The following is a 17,275-nucleotide window of genomic DNA, read 5'->3' as shown; positions in this document are numbered from 1 at the left end:
CGTTCCTGCAATACACCAAGCGAAGGAGAGAGCGCCCATGCAGAACGAATTCCGCCGTACCGGCGACCTGAAGGACATTGCCAGCTATCCCGCCTGGGTCCAGCGCGTCGTGCGCGAGACCCGCCGCGAGAAGGAGCGCGTCCTCGACCACGAGCTGTTCTCGCTCATGCGGGACGCCCGGCTGCCCCTGCCCGCCATGCAGCGTTTCCTGATCGGCACCTGGCCGACGATAGAGCGCTTCCCCCGGTTCATGGCCATGAACCTCAAGAAGATCACCCATGGCGACAGCGTCGGCGAAAACATGGCCCGGCGCTACCTGGTGCAGAACATCCGCGTCGAGCAGAAGCACGCCGACCACTGGATCGAATGGGCCGCCTCCGCCGGCGTCACGCTGCAGGACCTGCAGCACGGCGAGGAGGTCGAGGGCATGTCGGCGCTGGCCCACTGGTGCTGGTACGTCAGCGACCATGCGCCGCTGGCGGTGGCGATGGCCGCCACCAACTACGCGATCGAAGGACTGACGGGGGAATGGTCCTGCTTCGTGTGCTCGAAGGACACCTACTTCGAATCGCTGCCGGCCGACATCCGCGGGCCTGCGACGCGCTGGCTGCGCCTGCATGCCGAGTACGACGACACCCACCCGTGGGAGGCGCTGGACTGCATCGCCACCCTGCTGGGCCACCACCCGTCCACCGCCATGATCGAGCAGGTGCGCCGCGCCATCCGCGCGAGCTACGTCTACATGGAGATGGCCGCCGACCACGCCATGCTGGCCGCGATGCACGGCAGCTTCGACGAGACCGCCTCGAACTCCACCATCCTGGGCGCGGCCGATCTGCTGGACGCAGCCTGAGCGTTCCACCGCATCAGGTCCCGCACCCACCCCCCGTTCGCCCAGAGTCTGTCGAAGGGGCCACTGTCTTGAAGGCTTCGACAAGCTCAGCCCGAACGGGGAGGGGGTCAGTCCGGCTTGATTGGTAGGGCCGGCACCCACTCCCCCGTTCGCCCTGAGCCTGTCGAAGGGCCGACTGTCACGAAGGCTTCGACAAGCTCAGCCCGAACGGGGAGGAGGCAGTCCGGCCTAGTGGGTGGGGCCGGCACCCACTCCCCGTTCGCCCTGAGCCTGTCGAAGGGGCCACTGTCTTGAAGGCTTCGACAAGCTCAGCCCGAACGGGGAGGGGGTCAGTCCGGCTTGATTGGTAGGGCCGGCACCCACCCCCCGTTCGCCCTGAGCCTGTCGAAGGGGCCACCGTCTTGAAGGCTTCGACAAGCTCAGCCCGAACGGGGATGGGGTCAGTCCGGCTTGATTGGTAGGGCCGGTACCCACGCCCCGTTCGCCCTGAGCCTGTCGAAGGGGCCACTGTCTTGAAGGCTTCGACAAGCTCAGCCCGAACGGGGAGGGGGTCAGTCCGGCTTGATTGGTAGGGCCGGTACCCACGCCCCGTTCGCCCTGAGCCTGTCGAAGGGGCCACTGTCTTGAAGGCTTCGACAAGCTCAGCCCGAACGGGGAGGAGGCAGTCCGGCTTGATTGGTAGGGCCGGCACCCACCCCCCGTTCGCCCTGAGCCTGTCGAAGGTGCCACTGGCACCAGGCTTCGACAAGCTCAGCCCGAACGGGGAGGGGGTCAGTCCGGCTTGATTGGTAGGGCCGGCACCCACCCCCCGTTCGCCCTGAGCCTGTCGAAGGGCCCACTTGCACCCAGGCTTCGACAAGCTCAGCCCGAACGGGGAAGGGGGAACCGAAGGGCCCACTGCCACCAAGGCTTGGCGGCGAGGGCCCTGCGTTCAGTCATCGCCATGGCTCGAGGTCGAGGTGTCCACCGGCATGCCTACGCCGGCCTGGCCTTCGAAGAAGAAGGTCTTGCGAGGTTTCTGGCGGGGCCAGATCTCGTTCATCGTCGGGATGTCGAACAGGCGGCCGTTCTGCATCACCAGGCTGATGCGGTCGCTCTGGCGGATGTCGTTCAGCACGTCGCCGCGGATGACGACCAGGTCGGCCAGCTTGCCGGGTTCGATCGAGCCGAGGTCGCGGTCCAGGCCCAGGTAGTGGGCCGGGTTGGCGGTGGCGGTGCGGATGGCCTCCAGCGGGGTCATGCCGCCGAGGCCGAACATCCACATTTCCCAGTGCGCGCCCAGGCCTTCGCGCTGGCCGTGGGCGCCGATGTTCACCTTGACGCCGGCGCGTTGCAGCTCGGTGGCGGTGCGTGCCACGCGCAGGACGTTGAAGTCCTCCTCCGGCGCCGTCTCGCGCCGCACGGCACGTGATTCGAGCACCGTGCGCGGCACGTAACGCGACAGCAGCGGGTGCTCCCAGACGTTGGTGCGGGCGTACCAGTAGTGCTCGCCGTCGAGTCCGCCGTAGGCCACGTTCAGCGTGGGCGTGTAGCCGACGGCCGTCTGCGTCCAGAACTGCTTGACGTCGTCGTAGACCTGCGCAATGGGCAGCGCATGCTCGATGCCGGTGTGGCCGTCGGCGATCATGCTCATGTTGAGCTCGAACAACGATCCGCCCTCGGGCACCACCATCATGTTCGTCCGGCGCGCCGCCTCCAGCACCTGCTGGCGCTGGTCGCGCCGCGGTTGCTGGTAGCTCTTGACGCTGATCGCCCCTTCGGCCCTCTGGCGCTTCAGGTGGGTCAGCGCGTCGTCGACGCTGTTGATGACCGACATGAAGGGCGTCTTCGCGCCGTAGAGGATGGTGCCGGTGGAGTAGATGCGAGGCCCCACGACCTCGCCGGCGCGCTGCAGCTCGGCCTGGGTGAAGACCTCGCTGTTGCGGTTGGACGGGTCGTGCAGCGTGGTCACGCCGAAGGCGAGCGAGGCGTAGTTGACCCAGCTTTGCTGCGGCACGATCTCGTCGTCGCCCATGCGGCCGTGCCAGTGCACGTCGATCAAGCCCGGGATCACGGTCTGGCCCTGGATGTCGATGCGCTTCGCCCCCGCGGGCACCTGCACCTGGGCGGCCGGCCCGACGGCGGCGATGCGGTTGCCGTCGACCACGATCACGCCGTCGTCGATGACCTCGTCGCCCTTCATCGTCGCGATGCGGCCATGCACCAGGGCGACCAGGCCCCTGGGCTTGTCGGCCGGCTGCTCGAAGCCGATCTTGCGGCCGGCCTCCGCGGCCTGGTAGCCGGGCGACTTCTCGGTGCCGGGCGCGAAGGCCTCGGCCAGCGCGGCGGTGAACAGCTCGTCGCCGATCGAGAAGTTCAGCCGCTGGCTGTCGCCGCTCCAGTGCATGTCGTGGCCGGCGTTGACGTCGAGCTGGCGCACCGGCAGGGCGTCCATCTTAGGGCCGACGGTGACGCTCTTGCCGATGGCCGGCAAGGGCGTCACGTAGGCGTGGAAGCGCTCCACGAAGCCCAGCCACCGGCCATCCGGCGAGACGGCGTACTCGCTGGCGAATTCGCTGCGCGCGACCTCGGTCTCCTGCCGGTCGTCCAGGTCGATGCGAATCAGCTTGAACAGCGAATCGACCTCGCTGGTCTTCGCCTCGCGGGTGATGTAGACGGCATCGCTGCTGGCGCCGAACTGCGGGTCCGAGCCTTCCTTGGCCAGCCGCACCGGCTGGCCCTTGCCGTCGGCCGGGGCGAGGTAGACGCCGAGATCCAGGGCCTGCCACGGCGAGGTGAGGTAGCCGCCCTTGACCTTGGTGTAGGCCACGCGCTTGCCATCGGGCGACAGGCGCGGCGCGAGGTACTTGCCGGGCGTCGGCGTGATGACGGTCTCGCGGCCGCTGGCGAGCTCGAGCTTGCGCACGGTGCCGAGCGACTCGTCGTTCCAGGCGACGAAGACCAGCTCCTTGCCGTCACGCGAGAAGCTGGGGAAGAACTCGAAGCGGTCGCTGGCGGTGGTCAGGCGGCGCGGCGCGGAATCGGCCTTCAGGTCCTTGAGGTACAGGTGGCCGAGGGCCGAGTAGACGACGCGCTGGCCATCGGGCGAGACGTTGACCGAGCGCAGCTGGTGGACCGCGAACCTGTCGGGCGCCACCTCCTGCGGCACCCGCAAGGCGGTCCGCACCTCGCGCGTGTCCTTGACGTGGAAGGCAATCTCCGCCGCGCTGCCCTGGAAGGGGTCGACGCGCCAGATGCGGCCCCGGGCCCAGGCGACGATCTGCTTCGAGTCGGGCGTCCACGCGAAGGCCGGGTAGACGCCGTAGACCGACCACGACTCCTGCAGGTCGCGCTCCAGGCCCCCCCAGGCGGCGCGCTCCTCGCCGGTCGCGAGGTTCTTCAGGAACAGGGTCGATTCAAGGACCGACGGGCCGCTCCCTAGGTCCTTGACCCCCTCGGGGGGCGGGGTCGGCGTCAGCCCGGCCCTCGGGGCTGACGGATGGCGTACCCGGCGCACGAAGGCCAGCCACTTGCCATCGGGCGACGGGGTCGGACGGATCGCCCCGCCCGGGCCTTCGACGAAGGCTTCTGTCGAGCCGTCCGCGAGGTCCTGGCGGAAGATCTTGAAGATCTCCTTGTTCGAGTCCTTGTTGTACTGGAAGACCTTGCCCGGCGTCGCATCGTGCGAGTAGTAGAGGTACTTGCCGTCGGGCGAGAGGGCGGGCTCGCCGAGGTCCTTCTGCCAGTCGGGCTTCTCGTTGAGCTGCACGCCCTTGGTGTTGCCGCTCACGTGGTAGAGCCAGATCTCGCCGGAGCCGGCCGAGCGGGTGCCGGTGTAGTGCTTGCGGGCGGCGATGAACTGGCCGCTCGGGTGCCACACCGGGTTGTTGAGCAGGCGGAAGTCCTCGTTGGTGACCGCCCGGGCGCCGCTGCCGTCGACGTTCATGACCCAGACGTTGTCGCCGCCGCCAGCGTCGCTGAGGTACGCGATCTGCCGGCCGTCGGGCGAGAAACGGGCCTGCTGGTCCCAGGCGATGGAGTGGGTGAGCGGCCGGGCCTCGCCGCCGGCGATGGGCAGCAGGTAGAGGTCGCCGAGGAGGTCGAAGACGATGTGCTGGCCGTCAGGGCTGACGTCGACGCTCATCCAGGTGCCGGTGCGCGTGTCGATGTCCACCGTGCGGGCTTCGCCGGGCGGCTGGTTGACGTTCCAGGCAGGCTTCTTGGGGGCTTCGGCGGCCGCCGGCGCTTCGGCGGCGCGAGAGCTTGGTGCGGCCTGCAGGCCGGCCACCAGGGCGGCGGCGGCGAGCCAGGCGGGGCGGCGGGCGAAAGGCTTGGGCATGGGCACGGCGGGCGGTGGCTGATGGCGGCAAAGCAGCGAGGATAGGCGCAGCGCGCACCGCCGCCCGACGGTTTCGTCGCACCGGAACCGGGTTTCGTCGCAGTCACGGATGACGAGCCTTCACAGGCGATGCGACACCGACTCCATGCTCTCGTTGATCTTGAACAGCACGATGAGCAGCTCGCAGCCCACGCGCGCGGCCAGCGCGCCGGCGGCCGCCACCACCAGGCCCGACGCGGCGCCGGCGAAGGTCCACGCTCCGACGCTGGCCATGGTGGCGAAGCCGGCCAGGAGCGCGCCGGTCAGCAGCAGCCAGTAGACGAAGGTGATGATCCTCGGCGTGATCATGGCGTCGAAGTACAGGAGCGATCGCATTGCGGTCTCCCAGGGACACGGGCGGCAGGCGTGACCGACGATAGGACAGGGCGTGTTACCCGCCCGTTACCGGCATGGCGAGCATCGTGCGGTTGACGGCGTTGCGGTGCATGAAGCTGTCGCGGTATTCGGGCGGCAGGTCGTTCGCGGCGGCGGCGATCCACGCCTGGGCCATGCGCACCACGTCGCCGGCGGCCTGCGTCTGCCCGGTGGCCGCCAACGCCCGTCGGGCGATCGACCAGGCCTCAGGCAGGTACATGTCCCAGGGCTTGATGGCCTCCAGCGCGGCCAGCGCCTGCGTGGCCAGCGAGGCGGCTTCATCGTTCCTTCCGGCGCGGCACAGCGCCTCGATGCGATACCAGCGCGCCTTGACCGCAACGGCCAGGTACTCGATGCGATGGGCCTGCCCTTCGAGCGCCGCGGCATGCTCTGCCGCGCGGGCAGGGTCCTCCAGCGGCAGCAGATCGATGTCGGCCAGCAGCCGGCCGTAGGGGTCGCCCGCCTCGCCGAGGATGGCCAGCGCCTCGTCCAGCAGCGGCCTCGGATCGTGCTGCATAGCCCTTGCGATGCGCGCCGCGATGACCAGCCGGCGCGAGCGTGTCGGGCGGTGCAGCGACGCGTCGTCGGGCGGCAGGGCCTGCTGCGCACGGGCCGCCTGCCCCAGCTGCAGCAGCAGGTTGGCCTGGTGATTGCGCGCGATCGTCACCCAGGTGCCGTGGCCGGCGCGCTCGAACAGTTCGAGCGCGGCGTCGAAATGCGACAGCGCACGGCCGAGCCTGCCGCCGGCGCCGTTCAGCAGCCCCAGGTGCACGGCCACCGAGCCGGCCGGCACGCCACCGACGTCCCCCAGCCGTTCGCCCAGGCGCTGCGCCCGTTCGGCATCGCGCAAGGCCTCGTCGAGCCGGCCCAGGTTGCCCTTGACGCCCGACAGGTTGGACAGCGTGCTGAAGGTCTCGGCCAGGTCGCCGCGCGCCTGGCTCCCCGCGATGGCCCGCTCCAGCGCCTCGACGCTGCGGGTGAGCCGGCGCGCGGTGTGCAGCACGTAGGCGTAGTCGGACCAGAAGCCGTAGGTGTCGTCGTTGGCCGGGTCGGCGGGCAAGCCCGCACGGTAGGGGTCGAGTAGGTCGACGGCCTCGTCGGCGTGCTGGGCCTGTGCCATGGCGACGGCCACGTAGCGTGCCGCCCGCCGTTCGCGGCGGGCATCCCCCAGCTCGACCGCCAGGCCGCGGGCCGCGCGCGCAGCCGCCAGGGCCTCGTCGGGGCGCACCGCCATCAACAGCGTCTGGGCGCGAGCCAGCTGCGCGTCCAGGCGCTGCGGGTCGTTGCGGGCGTCGGCGAGCAACTCGTCGGACAAGGCCTGCGCCTTGTCGACGCTCTCGATGAGCAGCTGAGCCTCCAGCGAATCCACCCGCACGCGGAAGGCCTCGTCCGGCAGGCCGGCCGCGAGCCAGGCCTCCACGGCCAGGCGGCGGTGCGCCAGCTCGTCGTCGCGCCGGGAGGCGCCCTGGGCCTCGCGCGCGGCGGCCTCGTGCGCGGCGGCCTCGTGCGCGGCGGCGGCCTCGGGCCACTGCTCGGCGGCCTGCCAGTGGGCGGCCACGCGGGCAGCCGGAGCGCCCCGGGCGGCCAGGTGGGCGGCGATCTGGGCTTGCAGCGAGCGGGCGACCGTCTGTGGCACCGCCGCTCGGGTCGCCTCGAGCACCAGGTCGTGGGCGAACGCCTCGTCCCGCAGGATGTGGGCGTCCTGCAGCTCGCGCCAAGGGTCCGACAGGTCCAGCACATGCTGCCCCAGGACGGAGGCCGCGAGCTCGATGTCGAAATCGCCGCCGGCCAGGGCGGTGAGCCGGGCCAGGCGCAGCGCGGCGGGCGACAGCAGCTCCAGCCGCCGCTCGACGAGCCTGGACAACGTGGCCGGGGTGGGCAGGTCGCCCGGAGACGCTGCGCGCCCGTCACGCAGCAGCGCACGCAAGGTCTCTAGCAGGAACAGCGGATTGCCGCCGCTGCGGCGCCAAAGCGCCGGCGACCACGCCTGCGCATCGATGCCGGGCAGCTCGAGCGACGCGACCAGGGCATGCACGGCCGCTGCATCGAGCGGCCCCAGCCTGACCTTGACGAGGGGCGGGCGTTCCAGCGCGGCAAGGGCATCCAGCCCCTGCGACAGCGACGCCGGCCCTTCGACCAGGGGCCGGGTGCCGATGAGCCAGCGGCAGCCTTCGCACTCGGTGGCCAGGGCCGGCAGCAGCTCCAGCGTCGCGGCATCGGCGAAGTGCAGGTCGTCGAGCACGATGCACAAGGGCGCCTCCTTGGGCAGGCCACCGGACGAGCGGCCTTGCGCCACGGCCGCCAGCAGGGCGACACAGGCTTCCCGCAGGCGCAACACGTCCAGCCGGCCCGCGGGTGCCGCGCCCCATTCCGGCAGCAGCCGGGCCAGTTCGCGGCGAGCCCAGGGCGGCACGGAAGACGTTGCAGGCATGCCGCGCAGCAGCCGCGCCAGGAGGGCGTAGGGCACCTGCGAATCGCTGGCCCGGGCGCCGGTGACCACGGCGCCGGCGCGGGTGCCGGCAAAGTCGGCGAGCAGCCGGCTCTTGCCGATGCCGGCCTCGCCCGTGACGGCGGTGAGCGAGCCGTCGCGCCAGGCATCGTCGAGCAGCCGGAACTCCACCTCCCGGCCGATCAGCCTGGGCGGGCGCAGCACCGCGGGCGGCAACGTCCGCGTGATTGCGGGACCCAGGGAGGCGCCCTGCTCGATCAGCCGGGCCAACTCGCGCGTCTCGCGTTCGGGCTGGGTGCGCAGCTCGCTGGCGAGCAGTTGGCGCACGCGCTCGTACGCCGCCATGGCCGCCTGCCGGTCGCCGCGCAGGTAGTGCAGGCGCATCAGGCGCCGATGCGAGTGCTCCACGAGCGGGTCGTCGTCCAGCAGCCGCTGGGCGTACACCAGCGCGCGGTCGGCTTCGCGCGCCTCCTCCAGCCGAGTCGCCACCTCGGCCAGCGCTTGCGCGCGCAGCCCACGCCAACGCTCGCGCGCAATGCCCACCCAGTCCGCGAGTTCGGCGCAATCGCTGTAGTCGAGGCTGCCCAGCAGCTCCCCGGCGGCGCCCGCAGGGTCGTCGGCAAGGCAGGCCGCCGGCGGCAGCAGGTCGTGCTCCACGCCCGAGGCGAAGCTCAGCACGTCCCCCGGGTTGACCAGGTCGCGCTCCGCCGTGCGGCGCAGGCGGAACAGGCGCTGGCGCAGGTTGTTGCGCGCGCCTTCCGCATCGGCATCGGGCCAGATGCGCATCGCTGCGCTGGAGCGAGGCATCGCACCTTCGAGGGCGAGCATCGCCAGCAGAGCCGCGTCGCGGCGTTGCAGCAGGTGCCGGCGGCCATCGGGCCACTGCAGGCGGGGCAGGCCGAGCAGGCGAACGCACGGGGCGGCATCGCCCGACAACTCACCGGCCATCGAATGAACCCTCCAGCGCTCTTGTGAGGAGCACTGTGGACCCACGCCAGGGCAGCGTCAATGCGCGAACGCGGGACAGCGCTCGAATCGCAATCAGTACTCCCGGAAGGAGCGCCTGGCCGCGTTGACCAGCGGTTCCAGCAGGTAATCGACGGCGGTGCGTTCGCGCGTCCTCACGAACACCTCGGCCGCCATGCCGGGACGCAGGGCCACCTCGGCGGCGCGGCCCAGCGCCTCGCGATCCAATGTGACGTGGACGAGGTAGTAGGCCGCGCCGGTCTGCCTGTCCGCCAGCGCATCGGCCGACACGTAACTCACGCGCCCGGTGATCAGCGGCGTGCTGCGCTGCCTGTAGGCGGTCAGGCGGACGTCGGTCGACTGGCCCGGCTGCAGTTCGCCGATGGCGTCCAGCCCCACCCGGGCCTCGACCAGCAGCGGGCTGTCGTCGGGCACGATGTCCAGCACCGGGTCGCGCGGGCCGAGGGTGCCGCCGGCGGTGCTGACCCGCAGGTCGACCACCCGCCCGCCCACCGGCGCGGCGATGACCTGGCGCTGCGCCGCGTCGCTGGCCGCTCGCAGCTGCTCTTCCAGGTCGACGATCTTCGCGGTGGTGTCGCGCAGCTCGACCGCGGCCTCCTGCGCATAGGCCTCGCGCAGGCCCGCCAGGTGCAAGGCCAGGTCGGCCCCGCGCTGCCGGGCCTTGGAGACCTCGGCCCGGTTGTCTTCGATCTTCATCCGGTACTCGGCCACGTTGCGCTTCAGGCCGAGGACCCGGGTGCGGTTCACATAGGCCTGTTCGAGCAGCGCCTCGTTGACGGAGAGCTCCTCCTGCATGTCGGCCAGCGCCAGGCGCGCGGACTCGTGCTCGCGATCGCGGGCGGCCACCTCCACCGCCACCTCGTCGATCTGCTGCTGGATCAGCCGCCGCTGGGACTCGAGCGCCGAGCGGCGCGAGGAGAACAGGGCCGTCTCGCGGGCGAGGGTTTCGGCGACACGGCGCTCGTCGAGTCGGCCCTGCAGTTCCACCGGCGCCTTCCACCCGGCTGCCATGTCGCGTTCGGCGCTGAGGCGGGACAGCTTGATCCGCAGCCCGTCGAGCTGGCTGCGGGTGAGCTCGAACGAGGCATCGACGCGGCGGTCATCCAGCACCACCAGCGGCTGCCCTGCCGCCACGTGATCGCCTTCGCGCACGAGGATCTCGCGGACGATGCCGCCGTCGCGGTGCTGGACGGTCTTGCGGTTGCTGTCGACCTTGACGATGCCGGGCGCGACGATGGAGCCGCTCAGCGGCGCCCAGGCCGCCCAGGCCAGCATCGCGCCCAGGCACAGGGCGACGGCGGCGAAGCCGAAGGCGACGAGCCGGTGGGCGCCGGCTTGCCAGGTGGTCGCCAGGTCGTCGGGCAACGGCAGAGCATGTTCGGTCATGGCAGTTCTCAGGCCTGTTGCAGCACGCCGACCGTCGCCTCGCCGTGGCCTGCCGACTTGTCCTGCCGCGCGCCGATGCGCTCGATCGCGCCGTCGCGCAGCACCGCGATGCGGTCCACCGCTGACAGCACCTGCGAGCGCTGGGTGACCAGCACGACGGTGACGCGCCGCTGGCGCAGATCGGCGATGGCTTGCGCGAGCGCGGCCTCGCCCTCGCTGTCGAGGTGGGCGTTGGGCTCGTCCAGCACCACGAGGCGCGGGTCGCCGCACAGCGCACGAGCCAGGGCCACGCGCTGGCGCTGGCCGCCCGACAGCCGGCGGCCCCCTTCGCCCACCGGCGTGTCGTAGCCCTGCGGCAGGCGAAGAATCATCTCGTGCGCATGGGCCCGCGTCGCGGCCTCCACCACGCCGGCCCGGTCGGCGGCGCCCAGGCGGCAGATGTTGTCGGCCACGGTGCCTTCCAGCAGCGCCACCTCCTGCGGCACGTAGCCGACGTGCGGGCCGAGCTCGTCGCCGCCCCACTGCGAAAGCGCCGCGCCATCCAGTCGAACCGATCCGGCCTGCGGCGCGAGGAGGCCCAGCATGAGCCGCGCCAGCGTCGACTTGCCGCAGCCGCTCGGCCCGACGACCGCCAGCACCTCGCCCGCAGCGACCTCCAGGCTGAGCTGCCGGATCGTGGGTCGCGACGCGCCGGACGGCAGGTACACCACGCCCTCCAGCGCGAGCGCTCCGGTGGGGCGCGGCAGGGGCGTCGGAAGCGCCGCCCCCGGGCGGCCGAGCAGGCTGTCCAGCCGGCGCCACGCGGCGCGGGACTCCGCGATGGCCTTCCACTGCCCCACCAGCATCTCCACCGGCGCCAGGGCCCGGCCCAGGATCACGGTCACCGCGATCATCACGCCCGGCGTGGCCTTCTGACCTATCACCAGCCAGGCGGCCGCGGCGAGCATGGCCACCTGCACCGACTGGCGGAAGCCCTTGGTCGCCGACGTCAGCAGCCCACCCACCGCCTGGGTTCGAAGCTGTTGTCGGCGCGCACGGTCGCTCAGCTCCAGCCACTGTGCGCCCACGGCCGGCGCCATGCCCATCGCCTTGACGACCTCGCCGTGGCGCAGCGCGCCGTCGGCGAAGCGTGCCGCCTCGCGGGCCTGCAACTGCGCCCTCTCGGTTCCGGCACGTGTGCCGCGCTCGTTCGCCCAGGCCAGCAGCACCAGCACGGCCGCGCAGGCCAGGGCCAGCAGGCCCAGCGTCGAGTCGAAGGCGAAGATGGCGGCGACGTAGATCGGCATCCACGGTGCGTCGAACAAGGCCGCGAGGCCCGGGCCGGCGAAGAAGTTGCGCACGATCGCCACGTCTCGCATGGCCGCGGGGGCATCGTCCGCTGCGACGGCCGTGCCGCCCTCGAGCAGACGGCGCACGCCGCGCAGGCCCACGTCGCGGTCGAACAGGCTGCCGGCAAGGACCAGCAAGCGCCCACGCACCGCGTCCATCACCACCCCCAGCAGCAGCGCCGTGGCGGCCACCAGCGACAGCATCACCAGCGTCTCGCCGCTGCGCGTGGGCAGCACCCGGTCGTAGACCTGCAGCATGTACAGCGAGGGCATCAGCAGGGCGAGGTTGAGCACCAGGCTGAAGACGCCCGCCGCCACGAACAGGCGCGCATGGCGCCGCACGAATGCGTTCATCGCCTCAGGGCCCGAAGATGTAGTCGTTGAGGGTCGTCAGGTCTCCGCTGAGGGTCGCGATCTCGGTCAGTTCGGCGGCGCTGACCAGCGCGTCGGTGCCGGCCGACTCGAACTGGAAGATGCCGCTTTGCGTGCCGTTGTTGACGACGAACAGGACCGTCGCCCCGGTGGCGTAGGCACTGGTGGCCGATCCAATGGCCGCGGCGGCGCTGGCCGTGGTGATGGCGCCGTTGATGGCGGCGGTGAAGATGACCAGCTCCGCCGAAGTCGTGAAGCCGCCAGGTGCGCCGCGGGTGGTGCCGTTCTCGACCACCGTGTCGCCGTCACCGATGGGGATGCCTGCCATGCTGATGCGCACGGTGTCGGCCGCTGCGTCGAAGTCGGCCACCGAATCCAGGCCGACGAGGCTGCCGAAGCCGAAGGTGTCGCCGCCCGCTCCGCCGGTGAGCTGGTCCGAGCCCAGGTCGCCATCGAGGATGTTGTTGCCGGCGTTGCCCAGGAGGATGTTGTTCAGCGAATTGCCGGTGCCGTCGATCGCGGCCGAGCCGGTCAGCGTGAGGTTCTCGACGTTGGCGTCGAGCACCCGCGTGACCGAGCTCTGGATCACGTCGGTGCCTTCGCCAGCCGCTTCGGTGACGACGTCGCCCGCGTTGTCGACCACGGAGGTGTCGTTGCCCAGGCCGCCGATCATGGTGTCCGCACCCGTGGCGCCGTCCAGGGAGTCGTTGCCTCCCAGCCCGCTCAAGGTGTTGGCGTTGTCATTGCCGACGATGCTGTTGGCCTTGCTGTTGCCGGTGCCGTTGAGTGCCCCGCCGCGCAGCAGCAGGTTCTCCACATTGCCGGTCAGCGTGTAGTTGACGTAGCTCGCCACCCGATCGGTGCCTTCTCCGGAAAGCTCGCTGACCTTGTCCGACGCGGCCTCGACGATGTAGAGATCGTTGCCGGCGTTGCCGCGCATCACCACGCCATTCGCGCCGTCGAGCACGTCGTTGCCCTGTCCGCCCTCGACTTCGTTGGCACCGGGTCGGCCGACGAGGATGTCCGGGTTGCCGGTGCCCAGGTCGATGATCTGCGAAGGCGGGCCGCCGTCGTTGTCGGCGATGGACGCCACGACCTGGCTGGTGCCGACCTGCGCATTGACCGCGCCGAAGAGGTTGAGGTTGAAGGTCTCGGTCGACTCTGCGTTCACGTCGTCGAGCACCGGCATGCGGATGACCTGAATCGTTTCGCCGGGAGCGAAGTACAGCGTGCCCGTACGGGCCACGTAGTCGCTGCCATTGGCCGCCGTGCCGTTGCTGTTGTTGTAGTTGACGCTCACCGTCTGGGTCGACGGGCCGTCCAGGGTGACGACGAAGTCGATGTAGCCGCCGCCTTCGCTGGCCGAGATGGCCGCGCCGGCGATGGTCGGCAGGTTGATCGCGGTGGCGTCGCTCTTCGGGATGAAGGCATGGCCGCGCGCATCGCCGATCGTGGCATTCACCGCGCCGCTGAGCACCAGGTCGAAGTACTCGGCCTCCTCGGCCTTGGTGTCGCCGCGCAGGTCGATGGTCAACGTCTTGCTCACCTCGCCGGGGCCGAATACCAGCTTCTGCGAGGCCTGGGCCTCGTAGTCGCTGCCCGATGAGGCCGTGCCGTCGGCGGTGGCGTACTTGACCGAGACCTGCGAGGTGCTGGGCTTGTCCAGCGTCACGGTGAAGGTCATCCGCGCGCCGGATTCGTCCACGATCGCGTCGCTGACGCTGACGACGGGCGTGCCGGTGGTCGCGTCGTTGTCGGTGATCGAACCCCAGCCCGACTGGCGAACGATGGTCCCGTTGGTGGCCCCGAACAGGTTGAGCGTCATGAACTCGGCGTTCTCCTGCGTCGTGTTGTCGAGCACGGGGATGCGCACCACCTGGGTGGTCTGGCCGGGTGCGAAGCTCAGGGTGCCCGTCAGGGCCAGGTAGTCGCTGCCGTTGGCCGCCGTCAGGTTGCTGTTGTTGTAGTTGACGGTGACCATGTTGTTCGACGGCGCGCTGAGCGACACGACGAACTCGAGGTAGCCGTCCGCCTCGCCGGCGGTGGCGTCGGAGACGGTGATCAAGGGCGCCGCGACCGCCGCAGCGTCGCTGGGGGAGATGAAGATGCGGGCGTTCGTGTCCGGCACGGTGGCGCCGACAGGCGACGAAAGCAGCAGGTCGAAGAACTCCCCGGGTTCCGGGCTGCCGTCGTTCGTGAGGTCGATGACGATGGTCTTGGCGACTTCGCCCGGAAGGAAGCTCAGGCTGTGCGTGGGCACTGCCGTGTAGTCGGATCCGGCCAGGGCTGTGCCATTCGCCGTGGCGTAGTCGACGCTCACGTTGCCGACACTGGGCTTGTCCAGCGTGAGGGTGACGGTGACCGTGCCGGCGGCTTCGTCGACGACCTGGTCGCCCACGCGCAGGGCCGGCGTCCCGGAAGTCGAATCGTTGTCGACGAGGGTGCCGATGCCGAACTCGCGCACGACCGTCCCGTTCACCGCGCCGAAGAGGTTCAGCGTCATGAATTCGGTCGCCTCCTGCGTGCTGTTGTCGAGCACCGAGATCGTGACCGTCTGGGTGGTCTGCCCCGGCGCGAAGACGAGCGTGCCGGTGCGGGCGAGGTAGTCGCTGCCGTTGGCGGCGGTGAGGTTGCTGTCGTTGTAGTTCACGCTCACCGTCTGGGTCGACGGCGCGTTCAGGCTCACGGTGAAGGTGATGGTGCCGTCGGATTCGCCCGCCACCGCGTCGGACACGGTGATCAGCGGCGCCGCCACGGCGGGCGCATCGTTGGCGCCAATCGTGGCGCGGCCATGGGTCTCGGGCAGCAGGCTGCCGTTGACGGCGTTCGACAGCACCAGGTCGAAGTACTGGTCGACCTCCGCGCCGCCGTCGTTGATCAGGTCGACCGTCACCGTCTTGCTGACCTCGCCGGCCAGGAAGCTCAGCGTGTGCGTGCCGGTGGCGACATAGTCGGAGCCGGACTTCGCCGTGCCGTTGGCCGTGGCGTAGTCGACGTTGACCGTGCCGGTGCTCGGTCGGTCCAGGGTGACGGTGAAGGTGACCGTGCCGGCCGTCTCGTCGACGACCTGGTCTCCCACGCGAAGCACCGGCGTGCCCGAGGTCGAGTCGTTGTCGACGATGGTGCCCCAGCCGGACTGCCGCGCGACGGTGCCGTTCACCGCGCCGAACAGGTTCAGCGTGAGGTATTCGTTGGCCTCGTCGACGACGTTGTCCAGCACCGGGATGCGCACCACCTGGGTGGTCTGGCCGGGGGCGAAGGTCAGCGTGCCTGTCAGCGCCAGGTAGTCGCTGCCGTTGGCAGCCGTCATGTTGCTGTTGTTGTAGCCGACGGTGACGACCTGCGTGGACGGCGCGCTGAGGGTGACGATGAACTCGAGGGTGCCGTCGGTCTCGCTCGCGGAGGCGTCGGAGACGGTGATCAGGGGGGCCGCGACCGGGGCGCCGTCGTTGGCGCCTATGCTGGCGCGCCCGTGCGCCTCGGGCAGCAAGGTGGCGCCCACGGCGTTGGACAGCAGCAGGTCGAAGTACTGGCGGCCTTCGGCGCTCGCGTCGTCGATCAAGTCGACCGTGACCGTCTTGCTGACCTCGCCGGTCGCGAAGGTGAGGGTGTGGTTGCCGGTCGCCACGTAGTCGGCTCCGGCGGCGGCGGTGCCATCGGCGCTGGCGTAGTCCACCTTCACCGTGCCGGCGCTGGGCCTGTCCAGCGTGACGTTGAAGGTGACCGTGCCGGCCGACTCGTCGACCACCACGTCGCCCACGCGGGCCACCGGCGTGCCGCTGGTGGCGTCGTTGTCGACGATGGTGCCGTAGCCGAATTCGCGCGCCACCGTGCCGTTCACGGCGCCGAACAGGTTCAGCGTCAGGAACTCGGTGCTCTCCAGGGTGGCGTTGTCGAGCACCGGGATCAGCACGGTCTGCGTCGTCTGGCCCGGCGCGAAAGTGAGGGTGCCGGTCTGGGCCTGGTAGTCGCTGCCGTTGGCGGCCGTCAGGTTGCTGTTGTTGTAGTTGACGGTGACGGTCTGCGTCGAAGGCGCGCTCAAGGAGACCACGAACAGCAGCGTCCCGTCGGATTCGCCCACCACGGCGTCGGAGACGGTGATCAGCGGTGCGGCCACGGCCGGTGCGTCATTCGCGCCTATGGTCGCGCGGCCATGGGGCTCTGCCCTCAGGGTGACGCCCACGGGATTCGACAGCAGGAGGTCGAAGTACTGGGCGCCCTCGGCGGAGCCGTCGTCGATGAGGTTCACCGTCACCGTCTTGGTGACCTGGCCGGGCGCGAAGGTGAGGGTCTGCAGCGACTTGGCGACGTAGTCCGCGCCGGCGATGGCCGTGCCGTCGGCGGTGGCCACGTCGACCTTGACGTTGCCGGCCGCCGGCCGGTCGAGCGTGAGGTAGAAGGTGACGGTGCCGGCACTCTCGTCGACCACCCGGTCGCTGACACTGACCAGCGGCGTGCCGGTGGCGGCGTCGTTGTCCACGATGGTGCCCCAGGCGGGCGTGCGCACGACCGTGCCGTTGACCGCGTTGAACAGGTTCAGCTTGAGGTACTCGGTGCTCTCCGGCGTGGCGTTGTCGACCAGCGGGATCAGGATGGTCTGCGTCGTCTGCCCCGGCGTGAAGGTGACAGTGCCTGTCTGCGCCACGTAGTCGGAGCCGTTCAGGGCGGTGGCATTGCTGTTGTTGAAGTCGACGCTCACCGTCTGGGCCGAAGATGCACTCAGCGTGACGACGAAGGCGAGGTTGCCGTCCGACTCGCCGGCGATCGCGTCGGACACGGTGATCAGGGGGACGGCCAACAGGGCGGCCGCATCGTCGACCTCCGCGCGAGCCGACGGCACGTGCCCCCAGCGCCCGCCGAAAGGCAGCGCCGGGCCGAAGGGGTTCTGCGAGTGCCAGCCTGGCGCCTGGAAGGGGTCGTCGCGGGGGATGTCGGCAAAGAGGCTGGACAGGATGTCTTCACTGATGACGCGCATGGTCGGCTCCTTGGCAGCTGGCGCCACCGACTCTAGGAACAGGCCCGTTACCGGCCCGTTACCCGGGCCGCCGCGCGCTCCTAGGGTTTCACCTAGCCCGGCGCTTGTCACGGCAGAGACACTGATCGTGACGGAATCGTCCCTAGAATCGAACGATCGTTCTATTTCTCCCGACCTCCTCTTTCCCACGTCC

General features: G+C 70.4%; 7 protein-coding genes. 1 reads left to right on the top strand and 6 read right to left on the bottom strand.

All coding sequences use genetic code 11. The annotated features are described in order from the left end of the window. Window positions 1-37: 37 nt before the first annotated feature. Window positions 38-853, top strand: coding sequence for an iron-containing redox enzyme family protein (locus ACS5PM_RS21145; RefSeq protein ID WP_439389661.1), 816 nt, complete (start codon window positions 38-40; stop codon window positions 851-853). Window positions 854-1,784: 931 nt separating this feature from the next. On the opposite strand, the gene ACS5PM_RS21140 is transcribed toward ACS5PM_RS21145, so the two are convergent. The 6 genes from ACS5PM_RS21140 to ACS5PM_RS21115 all read right to left on the bottom strand — a co-directional run bounded on the left by ACS5PM_RS21140 (window position 1,785) and on the right by ACS5PM_RS21115 (window position 17,082). After that, the gene (locus tag ACS5PM_RS21140) at window positions 1,785-5,171 is read right to left on the bottom strand and encodes an amidohydrolase family protein (protein WP_439389660.1); all 3,387 of its coding nucleotides are present in this window, start codon (window positions 5,169-5,171) and stop codon (window positions 1,785-1,787) included. Window positions 5,172-5,291: 120 nt separating this feature from the next. Next, window positions 5,292-5,546 (bottom strand): DUF4282 domain-containing protein, encoded by a 255-nt coding sequence (locus ACS5PM_RS21135; RefSeq protein WP_439389659.1) that lies wholly within the window; start codon window positions 5,544-5,546, stop codon window positions 5,292-5,294. A gap of 55 nt (window positions 5,547-5,601) precedes the next feature. Then, complete coding sequence (locus ACS5PM_RS21130) at window positions 5,602-8,982, bottom strand: ATP-binding protein (protein ID WP_439389658.1); 3,381 nt, start codon at window positions 8,980-8,982, stop codon at window positions 5,602-5,604. 93 nt (window positions 8,983-9,075) lie between these two features. Next, window positions 9,076-10,407, bottom strand: a complete 1,332-nt coding sequence (locus tag ACS5PM_RS21125; RefSeq protein WP_439389657.1) for an HlyD family type I secretion periplasmic adaptor subunit — start codon at window positions 10,405-10,407, stop codon at window positions 9,076-9,078. Window positions 10,408-10,415: 8 nt separating this feature from the next. Further along, window positions 10,416-12,089 (bottom strand): type I secretion system permease/ATPase, encoded by a 1,674-nt coding sequence (locus ACS5PM_RS21120; protein ID WP_439389656.1) that lies wholly within the window; start codon window positions 12,087-12,089, stop codon window positions 10,416-10,418. A gap of 4 nt (window positions 12,090-12,093) precedes the next feature. After that, window positions 12,094-17,082 (bottom strand): beta strand repeat-containing protein, encoded by a 4,989-nt coding sequence (locus ACS5PM_RS21115; protein ID WP_439389655.1) that lies wholly within the window; start codon window positions 17,080-17,082, stop codon window positions 12,094-12,096. Window positions 17,083-17,275 lie beyond the last annotated feature (193 nt).

The sequence above is a fragment of the Ideonella flava genome, assembly GCF_051857595.1.
In the GTDB taxonomy this organism is placed as follows: Bacteria; Pseudomonadota; Gammaproteobacteria; order Burkholderiales; family Burkholderiaceae_C; genus Ideonella.
Note: the sequence above shows the minus strand (reverse complement) of the source record. Positions and strands in the feature narration are given on the sequence as shown.